25 protein-coding genes are annotated in these 23827 nt (G+C 72.6%); 12 read left to right on the top strand and 13 right to left on the bottom strand.

The window, feature by feature from the left end; all coding sequences use genetic code 11:
- The first annotated feature begins 33 nt into the window (after window positions 1-33).
- Window positions 34-774 carry an SDR family oxidoreductase gene (locus tag ACGF5O_RS10420; protein WP_393809489.1) on the top strand — a complete coding sequence of 247 codons (741 nt, stop codon included), beginning with the start codon at window positions 34-36 and terminating at the stop codon, window positions 772-774.
- A 22-nt stretch (window positions 775-796) separates the two neighbouring features.
- On the opposite strand, the gene ACGF5O_RS10415 is transcribed toward ACGF5O_RS10420, so the two are convergent.
- Together ACGF5O_RS10415 and ACGF5O_RS10410 are read right to left on the bottom strand one after the other, a co-directional pair.
- Complete coding sequence (locus tag ACGF5O_RS10415; RefSeq protein ID WP_089105573.1) at window positions 797-976, bottom strand: hypothetical protein; 180 nt, start codon at window positions 974-976, stop codon at window positions 797-799.
- A gap of 285 nt (window positions 977-1261) precedes the next feature.
- A complete protein-coding gene (locus ACGF5O_RS10410) occupies window positions 1262-2086 on the bottom strand; it encodes a helix-turn-helix domain-containing protein (protein ID WP_393809488.1) in 825 nt (274 codons plus the stop codon).
- Window positions 2087-2219: 133 nt separating this feature from the next.
- Between ACGF5O_RS10410 and ACGF5O_RS10405 the strand changes: the two genes are divergently transcribed.
- Together ACGF5O_RS10405 and ACGF5O_RS10400 are read left to right on the top strand one after the other, a co-directional pair.
- Window positions 2220-2927, top strand: a complete 708-nt coding sequence (locus ACGF5O_RS10405) for an alpha/beta fold hydrolase (protein WP_393809487.1) — start codon at window positions 2220-2222, stop codon at window positions 2925-2927.
- A 53-nt stretch (window positions 2928-2980) separates the two neighbouring features.
- Window positions 2981-3376, top strand: coding sequence for a DUF4440 domain-containing protein (locus ACGF5O_RS10400; protein ID WP_393809486.1), 396 nt, complete (start codon window positions 2981-2983; stop codon window positions 3374-3376).
- 97 nt (window positions 3377-3473) lie between these two features.
- Here ACGF5O_RS10400 and ACGF5O_RS10395 read toward each other — a convergent pair whose 3' ends face one another.
- A complete protein-coding gene (locus ACGF5O_RS10395) occupies window positions 3474-4349 on the bottom strand; it encodes an undecaprenyl-diphosphate phosphatase (RefSeq protein WP_393809485.1) in 876 nt (291 codons plus the stop codon).
- Window positions 4350-4681: 332 nt separating this feature from the next.
- Between ACGF5O_RS10395 and ACGF5O_RS10390 the strand changes: the two genes are divergently transcribed.
- The gene (locus ACGF5O_RS10390; RefSeq protein WP_393809484.1) at window positions 4682-4840 is read left to right on the top strand and encodes a hypothetical protein; all 159 of its coding nucleotides are present in this window, start codon (window positions 4682-4684) and stop codon (window positions 4838-4840) included.
- On the top strand, window positions 4837-5766 hold the full coding sequence (locus ACGF5O_RS10385; RefSeq protein WP_393809483.1) for a PmoA family protein: 930 nt from the start codon (window positions 4837-4839) through the stop codon (window positions 5764-5766). Before ACGF5O_RS10390 ends, ACGF5O_RS10385 begins: the two co-directional genes overlap by 4 nt.
- 365 nt (window positions 5767-6131) lie before the next feature.
- On the opposite strand, the gene ACGF5O_RS10380 is transcribed toward ACGF5O_RS10385, so the two are convergent.
- From ACGF5O_RS10380 to ACGF5O_RS10365, 4 genes are all read right to left on the bottom strand, one after another.
- Window positions 6132-7403 (bottom strand): hypothetical protein, encoded by a 1272-nt coding sequence (locus ACGF5O_RS10380; protein ID WP_393809482.1) that lies wholly within the window; start codon window positions 7401-7403, stop codon window positions 6132-6134.
- On the bottom strand, window positions 7400-7960 hold the full coding sequence (locus ACGF5O_RS10375) for an RNA polymerase sigma factor (RefSeq protein ID WP_393809481.1): 561 nt from the start codon (window positions 7958-7960) through the stop codon (window positions 7400-7402). Before ACGF5O_RS10375 ends, ACGF5O_RS10380 begins: the two co-directional genes overlap by 4 nt.
- Window positions 7957-8298, bottom strand: a complete 342-nt coding sequence (locus tag ACGF5O_RS10370; RefSeq protein WP_393809480.1) for a hypothetical protein — start codon at window positions 8296-8298, stop codon at window positions 7957-7959. The genes ACGF5O_RS10375 and ACGF5O_RS10370 overlap by 4 nt, the downstream gene beginning before the upstream one ends.
- A gap of 147 nt (window positions 8299-8445) precedes the next feature.
- Window positions 8446-8916, bottom strand: a complete 471-nt coding sequence (locus ACGF5O_RS10365) for a winged helix-turn-helix transcriptional regulator (RefSeq protein WP_393809479.1) — start codon at window positions 8914-8916, stop codon at window positions 8446-8448.
- Between the two features lie 103 nt (window positions 8917-9019).
- On the opposite strand from ACGF5O_RS10365, the gene ACGF5O_RS10360 reads away from it, so the two are divergent.
- Complete coding sequence (locus ACGF5O_RS10360; RefSeq protein ID WP_393809478.1) at window positions 9020-10192, top strand: thiolase family protein; 1173 nt, start codon at window positions 9020-9022, stop codon at window positions 10190-10192.
- 93 nt (window positions 10193-10285) lie between these two features.
- Here the strand turns inward: ACGF5O_RS10360 and ACGF5O_RS10355 are convergent, their stop codons facing one another.
- Complete coding sequence (locus ACGF5O_RS10355; protein ID WP_393809477.1) at window positions 10286-11050, bottom strand: TVP38/TMEM64 family protein; 765 nt, start codon at window positions 11048-11050, stop codon at window positions 10286-10288.
- Window positions 11051-11364: 314 nt separating this feature from the next.
- Here ACGF5O_RS10355 and tuf point away from each other — a divergent pair, with 314 nt between their 5' ends.
- Window positions 11365-12534, top strand: coding sequence for an elongation factor Tu (tuf, locus tag ACGF5O_RS10350; RefSeq protein ID WP_393809476.1), 1170 nt, complete (start codon window positions 11365-11367; stop codon window positions 12532-12534).
- Window positions 12535-12672: 138 nt separating this feature from the next.
- The gene (locus ACGF5O_RS10345; protein WP_393809475.1) at window positions 12673-13518 is read left to right on the top strand and encodes a spermidine synthase; all 846 of its coding nucleotides are present in this window, start codon (window positions 12673-12675) and stop codon (window positions 13516-13518) included.
- On the opposite strand, the gene ACGF5O_RS10340 is transcribed toward ACGF5O_RS10345, so the two are convergent.
- Complete coding sequence (locus ACGF5O_RS10340) at window positions 13480-14784, bottom strand: MFS transporter (protein WP_393809474.1); 1305 nt, start codon at window positions 14782-14784, stop codon at window positions 13480-13482. The genes ACGF5O_RS10345 and ACGF5O_RS10340 overlap by 39 nt on opposite strands.
- Before the next feature lie 144 nt (window positions 14785-14928).
- A complete protein-coding gene (locus ACGF5O_RS10335) occupies window positions 14929-15945 on the bottom strand; it encodes a hypothetical protein (protein ID WP_393809473.1) in 1017 nt (338 codons plus the stop codon).
- Window positions 15946-16079: 134 nt separating this feature from the next.
- On the opposite strand from ACGF5O_RS10335, the gene ACGF5O_RS10330 reads away from it, so the two are divergent.
- On the top strand, window positions 16080-16517 hold the full coding sequence (locus ACGF5O_RS10330; RefSeq protein ID WP_393809575.1) for a DUF4442 domain-containing protein: 438 nt from the start codon (window positions 16080-16082) through the stop codon (window positions 16515-16517).
- A gap of 137 nt (window positions 16518-16654) precedes the next feature.
- Here the strand turns inward: ACGF5O_RS10330 and galU are convergent, their stop codons facing one another.
- Entirely contained in the window at window positions 16655-17605 is a 951-nt protein-coding gene (gene galU / locus ACGF5O_RS10325) for a UTP--glucose-1-phosphate uridylyltransferase GalU (protein ID WP_393809472.1), read from the bottom strand.
- 413 nt (window positions 17606-18018) lie between these two features.
- Here galU and ACGF5O_RS10320 point away from each other — a divergent pair, with 413 nt between their 5' ends.
- The gene (locus ACGF5O_RS10320; protein ID WP_393809471.1) at window positions 18019-19950 is read left to right on the top strand and encodes a ricin-type beta-trefoil lectin domain protein; all 1932 of its coding nucleotides are present in this window, start codon (window positions 18019-18021) and stop codon (window positions 19948-19950) included.
- A 275-nt stretch (window positions 19951-20225) separates the two neighbouring features.
- Window positions 20226-20885: a DUF1707 domain-containing protein gene (locus tag ACGF5O_RS10315; protein WP_393809470.1), complete on the top strand. Its 660-nt coding sequence runs from the start codon at window positions 20226-20228 to the stop codon at window positions 20883-20885.
- Window positions 20886-20920: 35 nt separating this feature from the next.
- Here the strand turns inward: ACGF5O_RS10315 and ACGF5O_RS10310 are convergent, their stop codons facing one another.
- Window positions 20921-21832 (bottom strand): hypothetical protein, encoded by a 912-nt coding sequence (locus ACGF5O_RS10310; RefSeq protein ID WP_393809469.1) that lies wholly within the window; start codon window positions 21830-21832, stop codon window positions 20921-20923.
- Between the two features lie 309 nt (window positions 21833-22141).
- Window positions 22142-22867 carry a flavin reductase family protein gene (locus ACGF5O_RS10305; protein ID WP_393809468.1) on the bottom strand — a complete coding sequence of 242 codons (726 nt, stop codon included), beginning with the start codon at window positions 22865-22867 and terminating at the stop codon, window positions 22142-22144.
- Window positions 22868-23108: 241 nt separating this feature from the next.
- Between ACGF5O_RS10305 and ACGF5O_RS10300 the strand changes: the two genes are divergently transcribed.
- Complete coding sequence (locus ACGF5O_RS10300) at window positions 23109-23714, top strand: CGNR zinc finger domain-containing protein (protein ID WP_393809467.1); 606 nt, start codon at window positions 23109-23111, stop codon at window positions 23712-23714.
- The last annotated feature ends 113 nt before the right edge of the window (window positions 23715-23827 follow it).

Below are 23827 nucleotides of genomic sequence, written 5' to 3'. Positions count from 1 at the left end.
GATCGTCGTCCGGTCGGTTCGAGGAGGTCTGCGATGGCACGTCCCGTCACGGTGGTCACCGGCGGCAGCAGGGGTATCGGCGCGGCGACCTGTCTGCGGCTCGCGGCCGACGGGCACGACCTGGTGATCGGTTACGTCCGGGACGGGGACGCCGCCGAGACGGTCGCGGAGGAGGCGCGGAAGGCCGGGGCACGCTGTACCGTCGTCCGGGTGGACACCTCCGTGGAGGCCGATGTGGAGGGGCTGTTCGACGCGGCGGAGCGGGAGCTGGGGGCCGTCACCGGACTGGTGAACAACGCCGCCGTGACCGGGCCGTTCGGGCGGCTGGCCGACGCGGAGGCCGCGGATCTCCGCCGGGTGGTGGAGGTCAACCTGCTGGGCGCGCTGCTGTGCTCACGCCGTGCCGCCCGGCTGATGGCCGCGCGGGGGAGCGGTGCCATCGTGAACGTGTCCTCGGCGGCGGCCACCCTCGGCAGCCCCGGCGAGTACGTCCACTACGCGGCGACCAAGGCGGCCGTCGACGCCCTCACCGTGGGCCTCGCCAAGGAACTCGGCCCCGACGGCGTGCGGGTCAACGCGGTGGCACCCGGCGTGATCGACACCGAGATCCATGCGGCGATGGGCGACCCGGGCCGAGCCGAACGGGTCGGCCACACCACGCCGTTGGGCCGTGCAGGGCGGCCCGAGGAGATCGCCGCCGCCATCGCCTGGCTGCTGTCGCCCGAGGCCTCCTACACGACGGGCACGGTGCTGCGCGTCTCCGGCGGCCGGTGAACACCGGGCCGGTCGGGTCCGGTCAGGCCGCCTCGATGATCTGCTCGCGGATCGCCGCGGCCCACTCGACCACCAGCAGCTCGTACTCCGTCCGCTCCTGAGCCGACAGCGTTCCGCCCGCACGCAGCCACAGCGCCCGGATGTGCTCGTTGACCTCGGCAGCAGACCGCACGGAACCAGGGGTTCGGGAATCGGGGGACATGAGAAACAGCGTAGGGGCAAGAACTGACCGTGCGCTACCGGGCCACTACGCAGACCGTATGGGGTTGGTCACGGGCGATACGGCAGGCGGGTGGCCACGCCTTGGCATTTGCCAGGCGGCTCGCCGCGGCTCCGGCCGGGCGGTGCGCCCCTGGGCAGGACTTCGTCCTCGCCGGAGCGGGTACGGCGGCCCCGAACCCCTGGAGAACGACGGGCGTCGGGGGTTGGCCGAGATGCGGCGCCCGGCCGTCGTCGCCTCGTCGTTCCCGCGCCGTCCCCCCCGTCGTCACCCGGTCGGCAGCGCCGAGGCGAGCAGCGCGAGCTTCTCGGCGCTGCCGCTTCCCGGGTCCGGGTGGTAGACGACGAGGGTCTGCCCGGCCGCCCCGCTGACGTTCAGCCGCTCCCGGTTCAGCCGCAGCCGGCCGACCTGGGGGTGCTCGACGACCTTGGCCGCGCCGTCGCAGGACGCCACGTCGTGCCGGGCCCAGAGGCGGCTGAAGTACGGGCTGGCGAGGGAGAGTTGGCCGACGAGCTCGACGACGCGCGGGTCGTCCGTGTCGGTCCCGACGGAGCTCCGGAAGCCGGCGACCATGCCGGCGCCGGCCTCCTCCCAGCCGGGGTGGAGGGCCTGCTCGGCCGGGTCGAGGAAGATGTCCCGCAGCCGGTTGGCGCCGACCGAGAAGCGCGGTGACAGCGCGGTCGCGAGGGCGTTGACGGCGAGGACGTCGAAGTACCGGCCCTCGACCAGCGCGGGGAGCGGAAGGGCGGCGACGAGCTGGGCGACGCCCGGCGGGACGGTCTCCTGCCGGGCCCGCCGCCGGCGCCGGCGGGGCCGGTCGGCGCCGAGACGGAGCAGATACGCCGTCGCGTCCTCGTCGAGCCGCAGCACGCGCGCGAGGGACTCCAGGACCTGCACGGAGGGGTTGCGGTCGCGGCCCTGCTCCAGGCGCAGGTAGTAGTCGGCGCTGATGCCGGCCAGCATCGCGACCTCCTCCCGGCGCAGCCCCGGCACCCGCCGCACCCCCTGCGCGGGGATGCCGGCCTGCTCCGGCGTGACCAGCTCGCGGCGGGCCCGCACGTACGCGCCCAGCGGGTTCGGTTCGTCGGTCATCCCGCCACCGTAATGCGGTCGCCGCGCCCGTGCCTGGTCCTGTCACCCCCAGGATCACCAGGGCGCTGCCCCGTCCGGGGCCGGGCCGCCAGCGTGGACGGCGACAGCGACGAGCAAGCCGAGGAGCGCGATCATGCCGACGTATCTGCTGGTACACGGTGCCTGGCACAGCGGGGAGTGCTGGGAGCGGGTGGTCCCCCTGCTGGCGGCGGCGGGACACCGGGCGTACGCACCCTCCCTGACCGGTCATGGCGAGAAGGCCCCGCTGCTCGGACCGGACGTCGGTCTCGACACCCACGTGGCCGACGTCGTCGGGCTGATCAGGGGCGAGGACCTCACCGACGTCGTCCTCGTCGGACACAGCTACGCGGGTCTTGTCGTCTCGGCCGCCGCCAACGAAGTGCCCGACCGCATCGGGCAGTTGGTCTACCTCGACGCGATGGTCCCGGAGCACGGCGAGACCGCGGCCGACGTCCAGCCCGCGAGCCGCGCCCTGATCGACCGGGCCCTCGCCTCCGAGAGCGGCTGGCGGGTCCCGCCGATGCCCGAACTGCCGCCGCCCTACGGCCTGTTCGGGGTGACCGAGGCGGCGGACGTGGCGTGGCTGCGCGGCATGCTGTCCGACCAGGCGGTGCGCACCCTCCAGCAGCCGGTGCGCCTGGACGATCCCGCCGTGGGCGCGATCCCGCGGACCCACATCCACTGCGTGGCGAACGTCCCGGAGGGCATCGCCCGCCGACCGGTCCCCGCCGCCGAGCAGGTGTGGGAACTGCCCACCGGCCACGACTGCATGATCACCATGCCGGCCGAGCTCACCGCCCTCCTGCTCAAGCTGGGCTGACCCCGGGCGGATATCCACTGGGTCCGGCAGCAGGTTGTCCGTAGGGTCGGCGTATGGCGGACGACGACGGGCGTATGGCGGACGAGAACCGGCGGGCGGTACAGGCGGCGGTCGACGCGGAGCTGCGGCTCCTCGATCCCGAGGTGCGGGCCCGCCCGGACCTCGTCCTGGAGCTGCTCGACCCGGACTTCACCGAGGTCGGGGTCTCCGGCCGCCGCTGGGACGCGACGTCGATCCTCACGGTGACCAGCGGCGGATCGGTGTCCCCTGAGTCACCGGTCGAGGTGGCCGAGATGTCCGGGACCGTCCTGGCCCCGGGCCTCGTCCACCTGACCTACTTCGCGGACAACCAGGGCCGCCGCGCCTGGCGCACCTCCCTGTGGCGCCTCACGGACACGGGCTGGCGCGTCTACTACCACCAGGGCACCCCGGCCGCCGCGGAAGACTGACCGAAGCAGCGCCCCGAAAGGGGCGCGGGGAACTGCGCGACCAGCCACAACGACGCCGCACCCGACCGACAACCTGGCCCGGCGTCCCGCGGAGCGCCTAGCTCGCCGACTCCGCCGCGTGCGGGCTCAGCACGTCCGCCGAGACCAGGGCGATGATCACGATGCCGAGGGCGATGCGGTACCAGACGAACGGCATGAAGCTCTTGTTGGAGATCCACTTCATGAACCACGCGATCACCGCGTACCCCGACACGAACGCGATCACCGTGGCGAACAGGGTCGGACCCCAGGCCACATGGCCCTCGCTCACCGAGTCCTTGACCTCGAAGGCGCCGGAGGCCAGCACCGCCGGGATGGCGAGCAGGAAGGAGTAGCGGGCCGCCGCCTCGCGCCGGTAGCCCATGAACAGGCCCCCGCTGATGGTGGCGCCGGAGCGGGAGACGCCGGGGATCAGGGCGCAGGCCTGGCAGAGGCCGTAGATCAGGCCGTCCTTCACGCTCAGGTTCTCGAGCGTCTTGCGCTGCTTCGGCGCCCGGTGCCGCCCGCCCGTCTCGTCGCGGGCGGCGAGCCGGTCGGCGATGCCGATGACGACGCCCACGACGATGAGCATGGTCGCGGTGATCCGCAGGTCGCGGAACGGACCCTCGATCTGGTCCTTCAGGGTCACGCCCAGCAGACCGATCGGGATCGAGCCGACGATCACCAGCCAGCCCATCTGGGCGTCGTGGTTGCGCCGCATCGCCTTGTCGAACAGCGACCGGAACCAGGCCGAGACGATCCGCCCGATGTCCTTGCGGAAGTAGATCAGCACCGCGGTCTCCGTGCCGATCTGGGTGATCGCCGTGAAGGCGGCCCCCGGATCCTTCCAGCCGGAGAAGGCCGCGGTCAGCCGCAGATGCGCGCTGGAGGAGACGGGCAGGAACTCGGTCAGCCCCTGGACGAGGCCGAGGACCAGCGATTCAAACCAAGACATGAAGGTACGGCGTCCCAGGGGTGAGGAAGGGGCGGGTGGTCGCGCGGGCTCACGTGGTGGTGCGGGAACACGCGCTCACGCAACCGTGCGCGAGCAGCACGGGCACGTGATCATGCGTGTCCCACCGCAGCGTATCGGGCCGGGGTGACAGCGGGGACACAGGGGTTCGGCAGGCGGCCTGGCGACCACGGGGTGTTGACCGGTCAAGGTGCCGCCGCTTACGTTTCAGCAGGGGAAAGCGCTTGCTCCGCACATCGGGGTGCGGGTACGGCGCACCTCGGGCGCGAGTTCGCCCATCGCCGGTACACGCCCGAGGAGTGCTGATCACGTCCATGCCCCGCTCCCCCCGCTCCGCGGACCCCTTCGCCGGCCGCCGCGTCCGGGCCGCCGTCGGCGGCGCCGGCGCCATCGGGCGCGGCTCCCGTCCGCCCGTCCTCGCCCGCCCGGCCGCGGGCTGGGCGCCGGCCGTGCGCGAGGAGGTGTCCGCGTGAGCGGCGAGCTGCGGATCACGCACACCCACGGCGACCGGATCACCGTGACCGAGCCGGTCACCGGGGTGCAGCTGTTCTCGTACGTCTACCGGCCGGAGACCGCCTGGGAGGCGCCGCGGCCCTACCTGCACCCGATCCGTACCCTCGCCGGGGACGTGGTCACCGACTACCGGCCCAACGACCACCGCTGGCACAAGGGCCTCTCCCTGACCGCCTCCCACCTGTCGGGCGCGAACCTGTGGGGCGGCAACTCCTATGTGCACGGCCGGGGTTACCTGGCCATCCCGGAGCGCGTCGGCTCGATGCGGCACACCGGCTTCGACGAGCTGTCGTCGGCCGACGGCTGTCTCGTGGTCGCGGAGCGGCTGACCTGGCATCCGTACGACGGGACGCTGTGGGCGGAGGAGCGGCGCCGCATCGAGGTCCATGACGTGGACCCCGGGGCGCGTTCCTGGGCGCTGACCTGGACCAGTGAGATCACCAACCGCCGTACCGAACCGCTGCTGTTCGGCAGCCCGACCACGGCCGGGCGTGAACAGGCGGGCTACACCGGCCTGTTCTGGCGCGGCCCGCGCGCCTTCCGGGACGGCCGGATCGTCGGCCCCGAGGGGGAGGGCCCGGAGGCCATGGGTTCCCAGTCCCCCTGGCTGGCCCTGTCCGGCGAGCACGACGGCGCCGACGGCCATGCCACCGTCGTCTTCGAACACGCCCCGGAGAACGACCACTTGGGCACCCGCGGCAGCCACCCCGCGCACTGGTTCGTGCGCAACGAGCCGTTCGCCGGCATCGCCCCCTCCTGGGCCTTCCACGACGAGCTGGAACTGGCCCCCGGCGACACCCTCCGGCGCCGCTACCGGGTCGTCGTCGCCGACGGCGCCTGGGAGCGCGCGGAGATCGCCGGGTACCTGGGGGCACACCCGTGGTGAGCGGCGGGGAGGTCACGGTCGACGCGCCGCGGGGCGGGGCGGTGTCGCACCCGGCTGTCAGTGACCGGGCCGTCGCCGACGGCATGCGTGGCGGAACTCCCCGTCTGCACTTGGCCTGTTCGGAGGCGTAACCGGTCACCGGCGGTCGGGGTGCGGTGCGGGCGCCCACCGTCCGGGCGTCACCCTCCTGATCCAGCACAGCGGGCTGCCGCGCCCTGCGCGAGGCCACGGGGGAGCAGCTCGACCGCCTCGGACGGGGCGATCTCACGCACGTCGCCGATGCGCGGGCGGCTCGACGGGTACTCGGACCAGCGGCATCAGCAGGGGGCCGGGGTGGGCCGTGGACACGGTCCACCCCGGGTGGCTCAGGCACTGAAGCCCCGCTCCGGGGGTGTTCGGCCGGGTTCCTCGGACATGGCGGGGCGTCCCGGGAGGTGCGCCGGGGAAGGGCCGGGTGCCGGGGGCCGCGGGGTGCGCGCCACGACGACGTTCCGGTCGATGGTGTCGAAGAGAGCGGTGACCTCCCGGCTCACGTCGGAGAGCGCGGGTGGCAACTGGGCGAGCGCCACCGTCCAGGTTCGGCGGTGTTCCTGGGCAAAGGTCGCCAGCGCCTCGGTCGCCACTTGCGCATCTTCCTCGCGAGAGGAGTCGCCGGGAGCGATCAGGAGCAGACGTACTCCCTCGGAGGTGTCGTCCCGCAAGCCGGTCACCGCCACCCGGAGTTCAGTCGTGCTCCGTGCGTCGGCAGCCTCGCCGTTCTGCCGGACCAGCAGGCCGTGCACTTCCATCAGCCGGGTCGAGGCCTGGTCGAGGTAGGTCTGGCCGCGCTGGTCGTCGCTGTCGGACAGATAGTCGAGCTTGAAGTCCTCGATGCCGCGTTTGAGGCCGTACAGGGAGTCGCCGGGCAGGGCGTCGGAGCTGGCGGCGGCGACCCCGCCGAAGGCTCCGGCGGCCACACCGACGCTCAGGCCGCCCGCGACGAGCCCCCTGGCGAGCCGGGAACGCGGCCGCAACCTGCCCAGCGGGCCGGCCCGATGCGCGCCCTTGGCACGGGACGAACGCTGCTCGGGTACCGAAGCGCCTGCCGCCCCGCCCAGGGTGCCCTCCGCCAGCATGGCCTCCATCGCGGCCACCAATTGGGCCCGCTGGACGACCTTGACCTCCGGGTCGAGCTCCGGTTTGGGCAGCGCGGCGAGTCCGGTCGCCAGGGCCGACAGCTCGCCCTGCTCGGTCCGTTCGGCCCGGTCCGGGGCGGCCGGCGGATCGCCCGTCGGTCCTCCGGACGGCTCGGCCGCCGGGTCCCGGTCGGGCTGCTCCTCCAGGGCCTGGGCGAAGGCGGTCGCGCGGCGCCGCCTCGCGAGGATGGCCAGACCCCCCTGCTCTCCCGCAGACACCGCGGCGGGACTCTCCTGCCGGTACGGCGCGGCGAAGGCCGTCGGCGGGGTCCCGGTGGTCGGCTCCGGCGCGGGGGAGAGTTGTGCGGCAGTCTCCCGCACCCACGCGAGCATGGCCGCCTGGGCCTCGGCGGTGAGCAGCGGGTGCTGCTCCTCCAAATGCTCCGCCGCCGCCTTGAACCGTTCGGTGATGGAGGGATCCGGGAAGGGACTGGGCTCGGCGTCATGCCTCTCACTGGTCATCGCTCCTCCTTTCCCGTCCCAGGCTCTGTCGCCGTGGTGCCGAAGAACTGCTGCAACCGCCGGGTGGCCCGGGTCAGGTGGGTCGTCACGGTGCTGCGGGTGATGCCGAGTGCCTCGGCGATCAGCGAGTCCGGCAGGTCCAGCATCCACTTCATGACGGCTACTTGACGCATGGCCGGGGGCAGTTGCTGCAGGGCGGCTTTGACATAGTCGTCGGAGATCTCTCTTTCGAGGGGATCGGGGGAGTTGACCTGGGACGTCCGGGAGGGTGTGAGTCTCTGCACCAGCAGGGCGTGCCGAACCGAGGTTCGGTGGCGCTCTTTGATGCCGTTCCGCAACGTCTTGAACAGATAGGCTCCGGGGTTCGTGATCTTGTCCCAGCGGGTGTAGATCGCCAGGAAGGCCGGGCTGACGATCTCGCGCACGTCGTCGTGGGGCATCGCCTGCTCCAGCGATTGGACGAACGCCACGGCCTTGGGCTGGTAGTCGGCGAAGAACCGTGCGAACTCCGCGTCGCGTGCCCGTGCGGCCTCGTCGGGCGGAGGGTGCGAGGTCACCGGCCCCCGCCCGCTCCGCCGGTGCGGGAAGACCGCCCTGCCGCGGGGACGGCGGTGCACCTGCGGCCGCGGGGCCGTTGGGCCCGGGCCGCGGTCCGGGGTGCCATCGGCCGCCGTTCCGGTTCGATGCGTTGCTCGGGCAGCTGGAGTTCCCAGATCAGTACGGTGCCGCCACGACCCCGGTGCTCTTCCCGGACGGTGCCGCCGGTACGGGCGAGTTCCCGCAGGACGGAACAGTGAAATCGCTCCCGGGAGCGGTCGCGGACCCATCTGGCGATCGTCCTGGCGTGGGCCAGCGTGCTGACCGCCAGGACCGCGCTCTGGGCGAGTTGGTGCACGAGTGGTGTCCTTCGGTGCGTGAGGAGGAGGTGAACCCTTACGCAGGGAAGAGGCGCTCGGCCCCCGGAATGACGAGGCCGTCCCAGTCGCAAAATTGAACGAGGCTTCACTCGGTGAGCGGCAGGGCCCGGCGGTCCCCGCCGGGCTCAAGCCGTCGTCGGCCCCACGACCGTCCAGCCCGGTGCCTGCGGGTGGGCCGTCAGGTCCTCGTGCCGTACCGGGTCGCCGCAGGCCTCGCAGACGACGACCGCGGCGAGCGTCCTGCCGCAGTTGTGCTCGATCACCATGGGACGGTCGCCGTCCGGGTGGAGATGGCGGTCGCCCCAGGCCATCAGGGTCATCAGGACCGGCTCCAGTTCGAGGCCCGCCTGGGTGGCCCGGTACTCGAAGCGCTGCGGCCGCTCGCTGTAGACGCGCTTGGTGAGGATCCCGGCGTCGACGAGCCGGCGCAGCCGGGTGGCCAGGATGTCGCGCGGGGCGCCGATGTTGCGCACCAGCCGGTCGAAGCGGCCGTTGCCCAGACACACCTCCCGCAGGACCAGCAGGGAGTACTTCTCGCCGACCAGCGCCAGGGTGTCGGCGATCGAGCATGGGCGGGGGTCCTTGGGGTCGGCCATGGGCTCAGTCTAGTAGAGGGTTGGATTTTCCAACCCTCAGAGTTATGGTGGGTTCGGATTTCCTACTCACCGGTAATCGAGACTGGCAATCGAGGTCCCCGAGATGCGTGACGCAGTCATCGTCGAAGCCGTACGCACCCCCGTCGGAAAGGGCAGGCCGAACGGGTCGCTGGCGCACGTCCACCCCGTCGAACTCCTCGCCCACACCCTGCGGACCCTCGTCGAGCGCTCCGGCGTCGACCCCGCCCTCGTCGACGACGTGATCGGCGGCACCGTCGACCAGGTCGGCGAGCAGGCCATGAACACCACCCGGTACGCCGTCCTGTCCGCGGGCTTCCCGGAGACGGTCCCGGCGACCACCGTGGACCGCCAGTGCGGCTCCTCCCAGCAGGCCGTGCACTTCGCCGCGCAGGGCGTCATGTCCGGCGCCTACGACATCGTGATCGCCTGCGGCGTCGAGTCGATGAGCCGGGTGCCGATGTGGTCCAACGTGCCGGCCGGCAAGGACCCCTTCGGGCCCGGAGTCGCCGCGCGCTACCCGGAGGGCCTGGTCCCGCAGGGCATCAGCGCCGAGCTCATCGCCGCGAAGTGGTCGCTCTCCCGGGCGGAGATGGACGACTTCGCGGTCTCCTCGCACCGGAAGGCGGCGGCAGCGTGGGCGGCGGGGCTGTTCGACGCGCAGGTCGCTCCGCTGGACGGCGTCGCCCGCGACGAGTCCGTACGGCCCGGCACCACCGCCGAGGTACTCGCCGGACTCAAGCCCGCCTACTACGACCCCGGGTTCGCCGAGCGGTTCCCGCAGATCGAGTGGAACGTCACCGCGGGCAACGCGAGCCCGGTCAACGACGGCGCGTCCGCGGTGCTCATCACCTCCGGCGAGACCGCGGCGAGGCTCGGGTTGCGGCCACTGGCCCGGCTGCACGAGTTCGCCGTGACCGGCTCCGATCCGTTGCTCATGCTGACCGGCGTGATCCCGGCGACGGAGAAGGTGCTGCGGCGGGCCGGGCTCGGCATCGGGGACATCGACCTGTTCGAGGTGAACGAGGCGTTCTCCAGCGTGGTGCTGGCCTGGCGGCAGGAGACGGGGGCGGATCCCGCCAAGGTGAACGTGCACGGTGGGGCCATCGCCCTCGGGCATCCGCTGGGGGCGAGCGGGACTCGGCTGACGACGACGCTGGTGCACGCGATGCGGGAACGCGGCGCTCGCTTCGGTCTTCAGACGATGTGTGAGGCGGGTGGGTTGGCGAACGCGATGATTCTGGAGGCGGTTCGGTAGGGCTGCGCCCAATGGGGTGCCGGGTGGGGGCGTTGGGCGGCTGACCGCGCGGTGGGGGCTGGGCGCGCGGTTCCCCGCGCCCCTTGCGGGGCGCTAGCGCTTGGGGCGTAGATGGTGGCGCTTGCGCCAGGCGACCACCGCGCCCGCCACCGCCGGGATGACGATCGCCGCCACCGAGATCAGGAAGACCGGGGACGTCGGGGTCGAGGCACGGGCGCCTGCGACCACGTAGGCGGCGACGTTCGGGATCGAGCCCAGGGCCGTGGCCACCAGGAACGGGGTGCAGCGCATGCGGGAGACGGCGGCCGCGTAGTTCGCGGCCCAGAAGGGGACGCCGGGGAACAGGCGTACCGCCAGCATCGAGCGGAAGCCGTGCTTGCTGAACTGGTTGTCCGCCGCCTTGAGCAGCCGGCCGCGCAGCAGCGGGCGCAGGGCCTCCTGGCCGAGCATGCGGCCGAGCACGAAGGAGAGCCACGCCCCGAGCACGGTGCCGGCCATGGCCGCGCCCATGCCCAGGGCCGAACCGAACAGCGCGCCGGCCGCCAGGTTCAGGATCGGGCGGGGCACGAACGCCACCGTGATCAGGCCGTACGCCACGGCGAAGACCACCACCGCGGTGGTGCCCGCCACGTGCGGCGGCCAGCCCTGCGTCATCAGCTTCTGCGGCTCGAAGAGCAGCACCGACGACCCGGCCGCCGCCAGGAGCGCGACGAGCAGGGACAGCCGGGACCACGGCGACAGCAGCACGCGGGTACAGCGTGCGCCGAAGCTCAGCGGGGCCGGCATGGCGATGGTCAGCTCCTCGGCGGCGGCCCGGGGAGAGGCCGTGGCGGTGCCAGAGCGGTTGGCATCGAGCATTCGGCGACACTAACCGAAGCGGATGTGTGATCGCCGTATGGTTCCCGTCCCTTGGGTGAAATCGGCGCCGCGGAAAACCGTTCGACGTGGGGCGACGCGTCGGACATGATCTGTGTCATGTTCCGGTTCGCCTTCCTCGTCGCAGCATCCGCAGTCGCGGATGCGCCGAAGGCTGCCGTTCCCGTTCTCACGGCCGCTGTCGACGGCGCCCGAAGCTGACCCTCCCCGGAAAGTCCGGCGGACCCCGCAGGGGGAGGGTCGGCCGGTTTCTCGGGGTCCCCGCTCTTCCTTCGGACAAGCTTCGAGGTACAGCCATGCCCAAGACGGCATACGTCCGCACCAAACCGCATCTCAACATCGGCACGATGGGCCACGTCGACCACGGCAAGACCACCCTGACCGCCGCCATCACCAAGGTCCTCGCCGAGCGCGGCACCGGCACGTTCGTGCCGTTCGACCGCATCGACCGGGCCCCCGAGGAGGCGCTCCGCGGCATCACCATCAACATCGCGCACGTCGAGTACGAGACCGACACCCGGCATTACGCCCATGTGGACATGCCGGGTCATGCCGACTACGTCAAGAACATGGTCACCGGTGCCGCGCAGCTGGACGGGGCGATCCTCGTCGTCTCCGCGCTCGACGGGATCATGCCGCAGACCGCCGAACACGTGCTGCTCGCCCGGCAGGTGGGCGTCGACCACATCGTGGTCGCGCTCAACAAGGCCGACGCGGGCGACGAGGAGCTCACCGACCTCGTGGAGCTGGAGGTCCGGGAGCTGCTGACCGCGCAGGGGTACGGCGGTGACTCCGTGCCCGTGGTCCGGGTCTCCGGGCTCAAGGCACTGGAGGGCGACCCGCGGTGGACGGCGTCGATCGAGGCGCTGCTCGACGCGGTCGACACCTACGTGCCGATGCCGGAGCGGTACCTGGACGCGCCGTTCCTGCTGCCGGTGGAGAACGTGCTCACCATCACCGGGCGGGGCACTGTCGTGACCGGTGCCGTGGAGCGGGGGACCGTGCGGGTCGGGGACCGGGTGGAGGTGCTCGGCGCGGACGTCGAGACCGTCGTCACCGGCCTGGAGACCTTCGGGAAGCCGATGGACGAGGCGCAGGCCGGGGACAACGTGGCGCTGCTGTTGCGGGGCGTGCCCCGGGACGGGGTGCGGCGGGGGCACGTGGTGGCGGCGCCGGGGAGCGTGGTGCCGGCCCGGCGGTTCTCGGCGCGGGTCTACGTCCTGTCGGGGCGCGAAGGGGGTCGTACGACTCCCGTCTCGACGGGGTACCGGCCGCAGTTCTACATCCGTACGGCGGATGTGGTCGGGGACGTCGACCTCGGTGAGACGGCGGTCGCCCGGCCCGGGGACACGGTGGAGATGACCGTGGAGCTGGGGCGGGACGTGCCGCTGGAGGCGGGGCTGGGGTTCGCCATCCGTGAGGGCGGCCGGACCGTCGGCGCCGGGACGGTGACCTCCGTGGAGTGAGGTTGCGGTGTGCGGGGGACTGCGGGCCGGCGGGGGCCGGTCGCGCAGTTCCCCGCGCCCCTTTCGGGGGCGCCCTCGTGACCGTCGGCGACATGGCCCCGCGCCTCTTTGCGGGCACGCGCAACGCACAATGGAGAGGTGAACGAAGCCATACCCGTCCTCCGGGTCACCGCCCACGGCACCGCCAAGCTGATGCCCGATGTCGACCGGGAGCGGGCCTGGTTGCTGACCGTCGACGGGGCGCCGCAGTCGTATGTGGATCTCGACGAGCCGACGCATCTCGAGTTCGAGTACGCCCGGCGGCTCGGGTATGCGCTGGACGCCGTGGCGGAGGCCGGGGTGCCGCTGGACGTGCTGCATCTCGGCGGGGGTGCCTGCACGCTTCCCCGGTACGTGGCGGCGACCCGGCCCGGGTCCCGGCAGCACGTCGTGGACGCCGACCGGGAGCTGCTGGAACTGGTCACCGAGCATCTGCCGCTGCCGGAGCGGGCCGGCATCGCGGTGCACGCCGCCGACGCGCGCGGCTGGCTGGAAGCGGCGCCCGCGGATTCGGCGGACGTGCTGATCGCGGACGTCTTCGGCGGGTCCCGGATCCCCGCGCACCTGACCTCGCTGGGGTACGCGCGGGAGGCCGAGCGGGTCCTGCGGGGCGACGGGGTCTACCTCGCCAACCTCGCGGACTCCGCCCCCTTCGGCTTCCTCCGCTCCCAACTCGCCACGTTCGCCGCCGTCTTCGAGGAGCTGGCGCTCATCGCCGAGCCCGGCGTGCTGCGCGGGCGGCGGTTCGGGAACGCGGTGCTCATCGCCTCGCACCGGCCGATCGACGTCGGCGCGCTGGCCCGTCGTACGGCCGCCGACGCCTTTCCGGCGCGGGTCGAACACGGGGCCGCGCTGCGGGAGTTCGTCGGCGCGGCCCGGCCGGTCGGGGACGCGGACGCCGTACCGTCACCCGAGCCCCCCGGCGGAGCGTTCGGGATCGGGTGAGGCGGCCGACGGCTGTGCGGTGACCGAAACCGTGCGGCGGGTGAGGTCGCGGACGTCCGGGACCAGGAGCACCGCGGCCGTGACGGCGACGACCAGGCCCGCGCAGCCCCACAGGGCCGGGCCCCGGCCGAAGACCTGCTCGGCGGGGCCCGCCAGCGCCATCGCCAGGGGCAGCAGGGAGACGGAGCCGAACCAGTCGTACGCCGAGACCCGGGAGAGCTTCTCCTCGGGGATCTCCTGGTGCAGCGCGGTCATCCAGGAGACGCCGAAGACCTCGACCGTCGCGCCCGCCACGAACATCACCACGCAGAGCACGCCGACGGGGGCGGGCACCGCGAGCGCCGCGGAGGGGAGCGCGAGCGGGAAGATGCAGAGGGTGCCGACGAACAGGAGCCGGCGGGGCTTCCAGCGGGTCATCAGGAGGGCGCCGGCCACCGTACCCGCGCCGAACGCGGCCAGCGCCAGGCCCCAGGGGCCCGCTCCGCCCAGGCTGTCGCGGGCGACCAGCGGGCCGTAGACCGCGTCGGCGGCACCCACCACCGCGTTCGCGATCGAGAACTGCACGACGATCCCCCACAGCCAGGGACGGCCCGTGAACTCCCGCCAGCCGTCCCGGAGATCGGCCAGCATCCCGTCGCCGGGGGCGCGCGGCGGGATATGGCTGACGTCGAGGAACGAGCGCAGCGCACCGGCGACCGCGAACGCCGCCGCGTCCACCGCCAGCACCCAGCCGGGGCCCACCGCCGCCACCAGCGCGCCGCCGAGGGCCGCGCCCCCGAGGGCGGCGCTCTGCATCGCCATCCGGAACACGGCGAACGCACGGCCCGCCTGCTCACCGCTCACCGAGGACAGCAGCATGCCCTCCGCCGCCGGGCTGAAGAACGCCTGGCCGGTGCCGCCCAGCGCGGTGAGCAGCATCATCTGCCACAGCCGGGGGTCGCCGGTGAGCACGAGGACGGCGAAGGCGCCCTGGGAGAGGAAGTTGAGGGCGTTCGCCGCGACCATGACGCGGTGGCGCGGGAACCGGTCCGCCACAGCGCCGCCGACGAGCAGGAACAGCACGAGCGGGAAGGTGCGGGCGGCGGCCACGAGACCGACGTCCCCGGCGTCGCCGCCCGCGTCCAGCACCGCGAACGCGGCGGCGATCAGGGAGCCGTTGGCGCCCAGGCTCGTCACGATCGTCGCCGCGGTCAGCAGGCTGTAGTTGCGGCCCGCCCAGGCGGGTCTGCGCAGGCGGGAGGCGGGGGAGCCGGAGGTGGAGGTCACCGACCGACTATCCCCGCCGGGAGCCCGCGCTGCCAACCCGATTCCCGGGCATCCGGTTCCCGGGCATCCGGTTCCCGGGCATCCGGTTCCCGGGCATCAGATCCCTGGGCATCAGATCTCCGGGCATCCCGTCCCCGGCCGCGGTCAGCCTCCGGTCGGGGTGCCGTGCAGCCGGACCGTGCTGAGGATCTTCATGATCGTCGCGGTCGGGACCTCGCCGTTCACGCCCTTGGCGCCGTAGAAGTCCCACGACACCAGGTCGCCGGCCGAGTTCTCGAAGCCGAAGGTGATCGACTTGCCGTCGGTCGCGCACTTGCCCTTGGCGGGGGAGTTCGTCGAACGCGCCCAGGCGTAGGCGCCCTTGAGGCCGGAGGCGGTGGTGTAGGCGGTGGCCTTGTCGTCGTAGCTGATGGTCTTCTTGTCCGGATACGTGTATCCGCCGTAGACCCACCAGGGGACCTCCTTGACGGCCGCGTCGCCGGGTGTCTTCGCGCCGCTCTCGCCCTTGGTGCCCACCCCGGCCAGGGCCGTGTCCTCGGTCCTGCCGTCCTTGTCGTCGTCGCTCGTGCACCACTTCGACTTGAACTGGGCGGGCGCCGACATCGTGATGATCGGCTTGCCCTCCTTGTCCTCGAAGCCGATCGACGTCCCCGGGGTGAGGACCTCCCAGTCGGCCGGTACGTCGAAGGCCGTGCCCCACTTGGGGTTCACGACGGTCTTCCAGCCCGCGATCGTCGGCTTCTCGGTGTCCTCGCCGCCGCGCGGGTCGTCGTCCGCCGACGCGGAGGCAGTGGCCGAGGCGGAGGCGGTGCCGGTGGGCGAGTGGCTCACCTGCCGGCTCTTGCCGGTGTCCGCGTTGTCGTCCTTCTTGCCGCCGAGAACCAGGAAGCCGGTCACCCCGGCCGCCACCACGACGGCCGTCGCCGCGATGATCGCGACCAGCTTCGTGCGGTCGCCGCCCCCGCCCCCGCCCCGCGGCGGCTGCGGAGCCCCGGCGGGCCCGGGCGGGCCCCACTGCGGCTGCTGCCCGTACCCGCCCTGCTGCGGATACTGCTGGTAGCCGGGCTGCTGATACGGATTCGGCTGCTGGTAACCCGGTTGCTGATACGGGTTGTTCTGCGGGTACTGCTCGCCCCCTGGCGGCTGCTGTTCTGGCCACATGGCTCGTAACCCTAGTGCCGGCCGGTCCGGCCCGGGGCAGGGGCCGTCGTCCTGCCCGGTGACGAGGGTCACCGCACCGCTCTGGCCAGAATCTGCTACTCGTTAGTAACATATTCGTCATGAGCACTGACCAGATGTCGATCGGCGAGATGCTCGCCGCCACGGTCCCGATGGTGCGGACCCTCAACCTGGAGTACCTGGAGATCACTCCGGAGCGGGCCGTGCTGTCCCTGCCGGACCAGGGCGACTTCCACAACCACATCGGCGGCCCGCACGCGGGCGCGATGTTCACCCTCGCCGAGTCCGCGAGCGGCGCGATCGTGCTCGCCGCCTTCGGTGACCAGCTCTCCCGCGCCGTGCCGCTCGCCGTCAGCGCCGAGATCGCCTACAAGAAGGTCGCGCTCGGCCCGGTCAAGGCCACCGCGACCCTGGGCCGCCCGATCGCCGACGTCGTCGCCGAACTCGACGAGGGCAAGCGCCCCGAGTTCCCGGTCGCCATCGCCATCTCGCGCGAGGACGGCGCGGTCACCGGTGAGATGACCGTCGTGTGGACGCTGCGGCCCAACAGCTGAGCGGGACTTCGGCTGAGCGGGATTTCGGCTGAGCGGGATTTCAGCCGAGCGGGAATTCAGCCGAGCGGGATTTCGTCGGCACATGCCGGACGGGGTGAGGGTCTCCGGACCCTCACCCCGTCCGGGGTGGGGGCCGCTCAGGCGGCGCGGCTCTCCTCGCGCCCGGCCCCCGCTCCCTCCAGACCCGCCACGAACTCCTTGAGCCAGGCCGTGAACTCCGGCCCCAGGTCCGGACGTTCGCAGGCGAGCCGGACCACCGTGCGCAGGTAGTCGGCCTTGTCCCCGGTGTCGTAGCGCAGCCCGTCGAAGACCACCCCGTGGACCGTGCCGGCCGCGGCCAGGTCCTGTAGCGCGTCCGTGAGCTGGATCTCGCCGCCGCGGCCGGGCGCGGTCCGTTCCAGGACGTCGAACACCTCGGGGTCGAGGACGTAGCGGCCGATGACCGCGTAGTTGCTGGGCGCGTTCTCCCGGGACGGCTTCTCCACCAGTCCGGTCACCCGGACCACACCGTCCTCGCCGGTCGGCTCGACGGCGGCACAGCCGTACAGGTGCACCTGGGACGGGTCGACCTCCATCAGCGCGACGACACTGCCCCGGCGGCGGTCGCGGACGTCCAGCATCCGGCTGAGCAGGGTCTCGCGGGCGTCGATCAGGTCGTCGCCGAGGAGTACCGCGAAGGGCTGGTCGCCCACGTGGTGCTTCGCGCACAGCACCGCGTGTCCGAGGCCGAGCGGGTCGCCCTGGCGGATGTGGTGGATGTCGGCGAGCCGCGCGGGATCGCGCACGGCGTCCAGGCGCACGGTGTCGCCCTTGGCGGCCAGCGCCTGCTCCAGCTCGAAGGCGTTGTCGAAGTGGTCCTCGATGGCCCGCTTGTGCCGGCCGGTGACCATGAGGATGTCGTCGAGCCCGGCCTTGGCGGCCTCCTCGACGACGTACTGGATGGCCGGCTTGTCGACGACCGGCAGCATCTCCTTCGGCGTCGCCTTGGTGGCGGGCAGGAACCGGGTGCCGAGCCCGGCGGCCGGGACGACGGCCTTGCGGACCGGCCGGGGTGACGAGGGGGCGGGGGAGGAGTGGGGGGCGATCATGCGGCACATGCTGGCCCACGGGGATGAGAGGGGGCCGGGAGAAACGTGGGAGGCGGCTGTGGAACCCGGCGTTCCGTCGCGGGTGACCCCGGCCGTCCGGTAGTTGAAGATTTCGTGTGCCATCGGGTCCGTGCCGCACACAAGTTGAACCTGTGCGACCGCTGAATCCCGGCCGGATGCGGATACCGGCGGTAACTTATCTGAATTCCCGCTTCTTTGAACTTCGGTCACCTCAACTTCTTGTTTCCTGTGAGGCCGGTGTGCAAAGGTGAGCCACCCCGCGGGAGGGTCCACAGAACGGTACGGCCACCATGCCGACCGTTATGGACCCCAAAAGGTACGCACCAATCAGCACTGCATTCCTCAGGGCGCCATTTCGCATGCCGTCCTGCGGCTCGGAAGGAAATGGTTCAGTGCCCTCCCCCTACCCCCCACGCCCGCCTTACCCGCCTCGCCCCGGTTCGACCCCGGGGGAGTCCGACCGCAATCTCATCGCCCAGCTCACCGGAAGTCCCACGGCCAGGCATCACGCCGTCGCCCTGCTGCTGGCCCGGCACTGGCGCGCCACCTGCGACTACGCCGTGGTCTGCCTCGCCGCCGCGACCCCCACCGCCCAACTCGTCGCCAGCGCCGCCTTCGAGCGGGTCCTCGGCCGGCTGGCCGGCGGCGCGGTCGGCGGCGCCCTGCGGCCGCAGCTCCTCGTGGCGGTTCGGGAGACCGTCCGCGCGTGGGCCGCCGACGAAGCCATTTCGGTGGTCGCACCGGAACTGCGCAAGACCACCGGAGGTCGTGGACTCAGCGCCGCGAGACCCGGCACCCCCGAAAGGCGGCAACTCGCCGAGCGCGCTTTCCAGGCTCTTCCGGGAGCCTCGCAATGCCTCCTCTGGCACACCGAGGTCGAAGCCGAACCCATAAACATACCCGCTGGTCTGCTGGGTGTCGACACCGCCACGGCGACGGCCGCCCTCGACCAGGCCCGCGAACAATTCAGGACCGGATTGGTACGCACCCACCGGGAACTCGCGCCCTCGAAGGAATGCCGCTTCTACAACCGGCTCCTCGACGTCCCCATTCGCCGGGGCGGCGCTCTGCTCCCGGATGTGCAACGGCATCTCACCGAGTGCCGGTACTGCCGGCACGCCGCCGAACAACTCAGCCATTTCGACGGCGGCCTCGAGGTGCTGCTCGCCGAGACCGTGCTGGGCTGGGGCGCCCGCCGCTATCTCGACTCGCGGCCCGGACCCGGCGGGGTCGTGGAGGCCTGGCCGGCCGGAGCCGACACCGCGGGCACGGCGGCGGTGCCCGGCGGACGGCACCGCATCGTGATCGGGAGCGGGCGGCGCAAAGCGGTGCTGGCCGGCGCGGGCCTGGTCTCCCTGGCACTCCTCGCCACCGTGCTCGTGGCCAAGGGCTGGTCCGACGACAACGGTGTTCCGCGCCCCGGCACCACCACCTGGGGAGCCCCCGTCGGCGGCACCACCACCCGGTCCGGCCCCGCCGCCGGCCCGCCCTCTTCGGGCTCCCCGTCCCCGGCCTCGGTGGGCGAGCCCGTCGAGATCGCCCACGGCAGGCTGCGCAGCCTCGACGCCGGGCGCTGCGTCGACGTGCGCGGCGGCCGGGTGCAGAGCGGGGCGGAACTGCGGCTCGGCCCGTGTTCGGACGCCGGGTCCCAGCAGTGGTCGTACCAGGACGACGGCATGCTGCGCAGCGCGCTCGACCCCACCCTCTGCCTCGTCGCCGACCCCGGTGCGCGCCGGGTCGTGGTCTCCGGCTGCCTGGTGCACGCGGGGGAGGTGTCGTACGACCTGACGGTGCGCGGCGAGCTCCTGCTCCGCTGGGACAAGAACCTCGCGCTGGCCGCGGACGGCACACGGGTGGTCGTGGCCGTGCGGAACGGAGCGGTCCGGCAGCAGTGGGCACTGGAGCCCGGGAACGGCGGTGCGTCGGCGCGGCCCGGGACGCCGGGCGCGACGCCTCCCGCACCGTCCGCGCCCCGGAAGGCCTGGCCGACGGGGATTCCCGCGCCCCCGTCCGTTCCGCACGAGCAGTCCGGTGCGCCGGGGGAGTCGTACGGCACACGGGTCGCACAGGCCGGGGACCGGCAGCCTCCGGTCGCCGTCACACCGACCGTGCCCGAGGAGGCCGAGAGCCCGGTCGCGGGACCGGTCGGCGCGGTGGTCGGCGATGTCCTGGACTCGGTACCGGCGACCGTGACGGACGTCCTGGACTCCGTTCCGCACATCGTCGGCGGGGCGAGCGGGGCGAGCGGGGCGAGCGGGGCGAGCGGGGCGCGCGGAGCGGGTGGAGCGGGTGGAGCGGGTGGAGTGGGCGGACTGCTCGGCTGAGGTCGGGGCCGCCGGGACCTGCCGGGACCTGCGGGGGCCGGTCGCGGCAGGTCGGGTCAGGTTGGGTCGGGTCGGGTCGGGCGAGGCCGGGCGGGTTCTCTGACTCCTTCCGGGGCGGTGCGGGTCGCGTCGGATGTATCGGCCGCTCCGGCTGCCCGCTGCCGCCGCACGCGGCTTGACCGAGCCGGGACCGGTGTCGCGATATGGCGTTAGTCTGCTGTTCGCGCCGCTGCCCGCGCCGTGCGGACCCGTTTCGACAGGAGCAGGACGGAACCATGCCGGGAGAGATCTCGCCCACCGGGAAGCAGACCGGCCCCGGCTCGCCCCCCGAGCTGCGGGCCTCGCACGCCGACCGGGACCGGGTGGTGGATGTGCTGCGTATCGCGGCAGGGGACGGCCTGTTGACCGCGGACGAGTTGGACGAGCGCCTGGAAACCGCCCTGTCGGCACGGACGCTGAGCGAACTGGCCACGCTCACCGTCGACTTGCCGCCCGTCTCGGCTTCGGCCGGGGCGCTCGGGGCGGAAGTCAAGGACGTGGTCCGGATCGAACAGGTCCACAGCGGCGCGGTCGAGCGGGCGGGGCGCTGGGTGGTGCCGCGCCGGATGGAACTCGCCGTGACGTACTGCGCGGTGACGCTCGACTTCACGGATGCCGTGATCACGCACGACACCTTGCGGATCGACGTGGCGATGACGGGGAAGGCGCTGACGCTGGTCACGAGGCCGGGCATCGTGGTCGACACCGACGGCCTGCAACTGGTGCACACCAAGGTCAAGTACCGTCAGCCGGCCACGAGTCCGGCGACGCCGCTCGTCCTGCGCGTGGAACTGGTCGGCCAGAAGGCCCACGGTCGCGTGGTGGTGCGGCCCCCGCGACGGACCTTCGCGCAGTGGCTGCTGCGCAGGCCCGCCGGCCGTCCCGAGGGCGCCTGAGGCGTACCGGCCGCGGGGCGCGTTCAGGCGGTTCGCTACGAAGACGCGCCCCCGGACGGGATCGGTGGGACCGGCGAGGGCGCCGAGGACGGCGCCGGCTTCCGCGCGTTGGTGCGGAAGGCCAGCAGGACCGCGGAACCCGCGGCCCACAGGACGAGTGTGGCCAGCGGGGCGAGGACGTGGGAGCCCCGGAAGTAACTGAGGTCGGCGATGGCGCGGACGGCGGCGCCGGGCGGCAGCAGCTCCGACAGCGCCCGGGCGCCGCTCGGCATCAGGTTGGTGCCGATGGTCGCGCCGCTGGTGGAGTTGCCGACGGTCAGCAGCAACAGGGTGGCCAGGGGGATCCCCAGGGGGCCGACGTAGGTGGCCAGCATCTTCGTGGTGAAGGCCGCGGCGGCGGCCAGCAGTGCCAGGATGAAGGCGAGGGGAAGATACGGCGCGGGGACGGCTCCCAGGACGGGACCGGCGATGGCGGCCGCGACCAGGCCCGACGCCGCGGCGAACGCCGCCAGCAGGGCGAAGCGGTGCCGCAGCTTCAGCAGGCCGCCGAGTCCCACGACGTTCTGGGCGAGGGCGAAGCCGGAGAGGGTCACCCCGAAGGAGACGTAGAACCCGGCCAGGCCGCGGGCGTCGTACCGGGCGAGCGGCACGATGTCGGAGACGCCGAGGTGCCGGTCGGCGCCGTGTGCGTAGGCGGTGGCGAGCTTGGTGACCGCGGTGGTCGTCGACAGGCCGTTCGCGCTCGCGACGTCGAGTTCGAGGTCCTTGCCGTGGGGGCCGCTTTCGAGCACGGCCACGACGTCGCGGTGGCGCAGCGCGTCGCGTGCGTCGGCGGCCGAGCGGGCGTGCCGTACGTCGAGCGAGTCGCCCAGCGCCTGCTGGACCTGGCCCGCCAGCTTGGCATTCGTGACCGCCACGGGGATCCGGTGCGGCTGGGGATCACGCATGAGCCCGATGTAGCAGCTGACGAACGCCGAGACGATGACGAGGCCGATCAGGAACGGTTGCAGCCACACCCGTACGCGACGGCGACGCTTGTGCTGGGGCGGATGAGATGCGCGGGGCGGGTGGGATTGAGGGGACTGGTGGGACTGGGAGGACTGGGGGGACTCGGGGGACGTGGGATGCACTCCGGGTTTCTCCATGACTGGGGGTGGATCGACGGCGGCGGGGCCGTGCGGCGGGGCCGTGCGGCGGGGCCGTGCGGGGTGGCCGGGGTGGGGCCCCGGGCGGTCAGCGGTCCTCGGTATGCGGGCTCATTCACCCAGGGCGGTCGTGGCTCCGGAGGGCGACCACTCCTCGGTGTCGATCGGGGACCAGCCGGTGGGCCGGCCGTCCAGGCGCCGCATCCGCCGGCCGCGCCGGGCCGCCAGCAGTTCCCTGTCCAGGGGTGTGGTGAACACGTTCTCGACCAGCGTGTACTCGGCGGCGAGACGTCCCACGGCGGGCAGGGCGGCGGTGTCGATCCGGCCCCGGTCCAGGTAGAGGTCGTCCCGGACGTGGAAGCGCACGACCCGGCCCCACACCACGTGGTCGACCTTGTCGTCGCCGACGGGGATGATCCGGTCGACGACGCACTCGAAGGAGATCGGTGCCTCCCCGACCCGGGGAGCGCGGACCACGTCGGACGGCTCCTTGTCCAGGCCGAGGGCCTCGAACTCGTCCACGTCCGCCTCGAACCCGAACGCCGAACCGTGCATGGCGTCCGCCTGCGGCAGCGTCACCAGGTTGGTGACGAACTCTCCGGTGTCGCGGATGTTGACGAAGGTGTCCTTGAGCGTGACGCCGTCCGCCTGGGGCTGCAAGGTGAGCGAGACCATGGGCGGCTTCCTGCCGACCGCGGTGAAGAAGGAGACGGGCGCGAGGTTGGCCACGCCCTCGGCCGACACCGTGCTGACCCAGGCGACCGGCCGCGGAATGATGCTCCCGATCAGCAGTTTGTACGCGTGGGCGGCGTCCAGTTCCGCAGCGTCAATGATCATCTTCTGGCCTCCATCGAAAACCGACCTGCCATTGGATGTAACGCCCATCCAACAGAAGTGTATGCCCGTTGGATATGTCGTTCTGATGTGACGCCGACCTCGCTCACGTGCGGTGATGCGCGTGGTGCTGCCAGTGAAGGGCACAGGTGTACCGACTTTGGGTATGTTGAATACTTGCTGTCCTGGGGTGCGCGGAGCGCAGATGTCCCCGCAGCCGCCGTTCACCGAAAGAGATCCGCCGATGTCCTGGACCGCCACCGCCCGATACGGCCTGGAGCCCGCCCCGGGCGGGCTGGCCTTCGTGCAGGACCTGCTGAACACGCTGCCCGCCGGCAAGCCGCGCAAGCCCGACCTGCTGGAATCCGCCGAGGCCGCCCGCGCCTGGCTCGACCAGGCGTTGCGGAGCTGGAGCGGCGTGACCCACCGGCCCGCACCCGGCATCGAGCTGGCGGCCGAGGACGCGCAGGGGCTGCGCGACTTCCGTGCGGACCTGGTCCGGAGCCTCCACGCCAGGCACGGGGACCCTGTGCCGGAGCCGGGTGCGGCGGCTTCCGTGCTGACCCTGCCCGCGGCGCTACGGCTCGACGAGCACGGGGTCGTCCACGCCGAGCCCCGGGGTACGGGCTGGCGACAGGTGGCGTCACTCGCCCTGGCGGAGGTCTACCAGGCGCAGTGCACCGACACGCTGCGCCGCCTGAAGTCCTGCCGCAACCCCCGCTGCCTGACCGCGTTCTACGACCGCTCCCGCAACAGCAGCGGCGTCTGGCACGACGTCCACGTCTGCGGCAACGCGGCCAACCTACGCAACTACCGTGCCCGCAAGCGGACGAGCACCGACCAGACCTGACGACCGCCGGGACCCGGCCCGCCCCGGCGGTCGGCCGACTCGCCTGGCGGTCGGCCGACCCGCCCTGCGCGCGGCTCCCCTCGGCGAACAGCTGCCCGTCCCGGTCCCGGTGG

The organism is Streptomyces sp. NPDC048291, assembly GCF_043201715.1.
Classification (GTDB): Bacteria; Actinomycetota; Actinomycetes; order Streptomycetales; family Streptomycetaceae; genus Streptomyces.
Note: the sequence above shows the minus strand (reverse complement) of the source record. Positions and strands in the feature narration are given on the sequence as shown.

Bases quoted from the DNA above. Each gene is read 5' to 3' on its own strand.
- ACGF5O_RS10380 (WP_393809482.1), bottom strand. From the start codon at position 7,403: ATGACCAGTGAGAGGCATGACGCCGAGCCCAGTCCCTTCCCGGATCCC.
- ACGF5O_RS10335 (WP_393809473.1), bottom strand. From the start codon at position 15,945: ATGTGGCCAGAACAGCAGCCGCCAGGGGGCGAGCAGTACCCGCAGAAC.
- ACGF5O_RS10310 (WP_393809469.1), bottom strand. From the start codon at position 21,832: ATGCGTGATCCCCAGCCGCACCGGATCCCCGTGGCGGTCACGAATGCC.
- ACGF5O_RS10305 (WP_393809468.1), bottom strand. From the start codon at position 22,867: ATGATCATTGACGCTGCGGAACTGGACGCCGCCCACGCGTACAAACTG.
- galU (WP_393809472.1), bottom strand. From the start codon at position 17,605: ATGATCGCCCCCCACTCCTCCCCCGCCCCCTCGTCACCCCGGCCGGTC.
- ACGF5O_RS10330 (WP_393809575.1), top strand. From the start codon at position 16,080: ATGTCGATCGGCGAGATGCTCGCCGCCACGGTCCCGATGGTGCGGACC.
- ACGF5O_RS10420 (WP_393809489.1), top strand. From the start codon at position 34: ATGGCACGTCCCGTCACGGTGGTCACCGGCGGCAGCAGGGGTATCGGC.
- ACGF5O_RS10405 (WP_393809487.1), top strand. From the start codon at position 2,220: ATGCCGACGTATCTGCTGGTACACGGTGCCTGGCACAGCGGGGAGTGC.
- ACGF5O_RS10410 (WP_393809488.1), bottom strand. From the start codon at position 2,086: ATGACCGACGAACCGAACCCGCTGGGCGCGTACGTGCGGGCCCGCCGC.
- ACGF5O_RS10365 (WP_393809479.1), bottom strand. From the start codon at position 8,916: ATGGCCGACCCCAAGGACCCCCGCCCATGCTCGATCGCCGACACCCTG.
- ACGF5O_RS10355 (WP_393809477.1), bottom strand. From the start codon at position 11,050: ATGCTCGATGCCAACCGCTCTGGCACCGCCACGGCCTCTCCCCGGGCC.
- ACGF5O_RS10300 (WP_393809467.1), top strand. From the start codon at position 23,109: ATGTCCTGGACCGCCACCGCCCGATACGGCCTGGAGCCCGCCCCGGGC.
- ACGF5O_RS10390 (WP_393809484.1), top strand. From the start codon at position 4,682: ATGCCCCGCTCCCCCCGCTCCGCGGACCCCTTCGCCGGCCGCCGCGTC.
- ACGF5O_RS10360 (WP_393809478.1), top strand. From the start codon at position 9,020: ATGCGTGACGCAGTCATCGTCGAAGCCGTACGCACCCCCGTCGGAAAG.
- tuf (WP_393809476.1), top strand. From the start codon at position 11,365: ATGCCCAAGACGGCATACGTCCGCACCAAACCGCATCTCAACATCGGC.
- ACGF5O_RS10415 (WP_089105573.1), bottom strand. From the start codon at position 976: ATGTCCCCCGATTCCCGAACCCCTGGTTCCGTGCGGTCTGCTGCCGAG.
- ACGF5O_RS10400 (WP_393809486.1), top strand. From the start codon at position 2,981: ATGGCGGACGACGACGGGCGTATGGCGGACGAGAACCGGCGGGCGGTA.
- ACGF5O_RS10315 (WP_393809470.1), top strand. From the start codon at position 20,226: ATGCCGGGAGAGATCTCGCCCACCGGGAAGCAGACCGGCCCCGGCTCG.
- ACGF5O_RS10395 (WP_393809485.1), bottom strand. From the start codon at position 4,349: ATGTCTTGGTTTGAATCGCTGGTCCTCGGCCTCGTCCAGGGGCTGACC.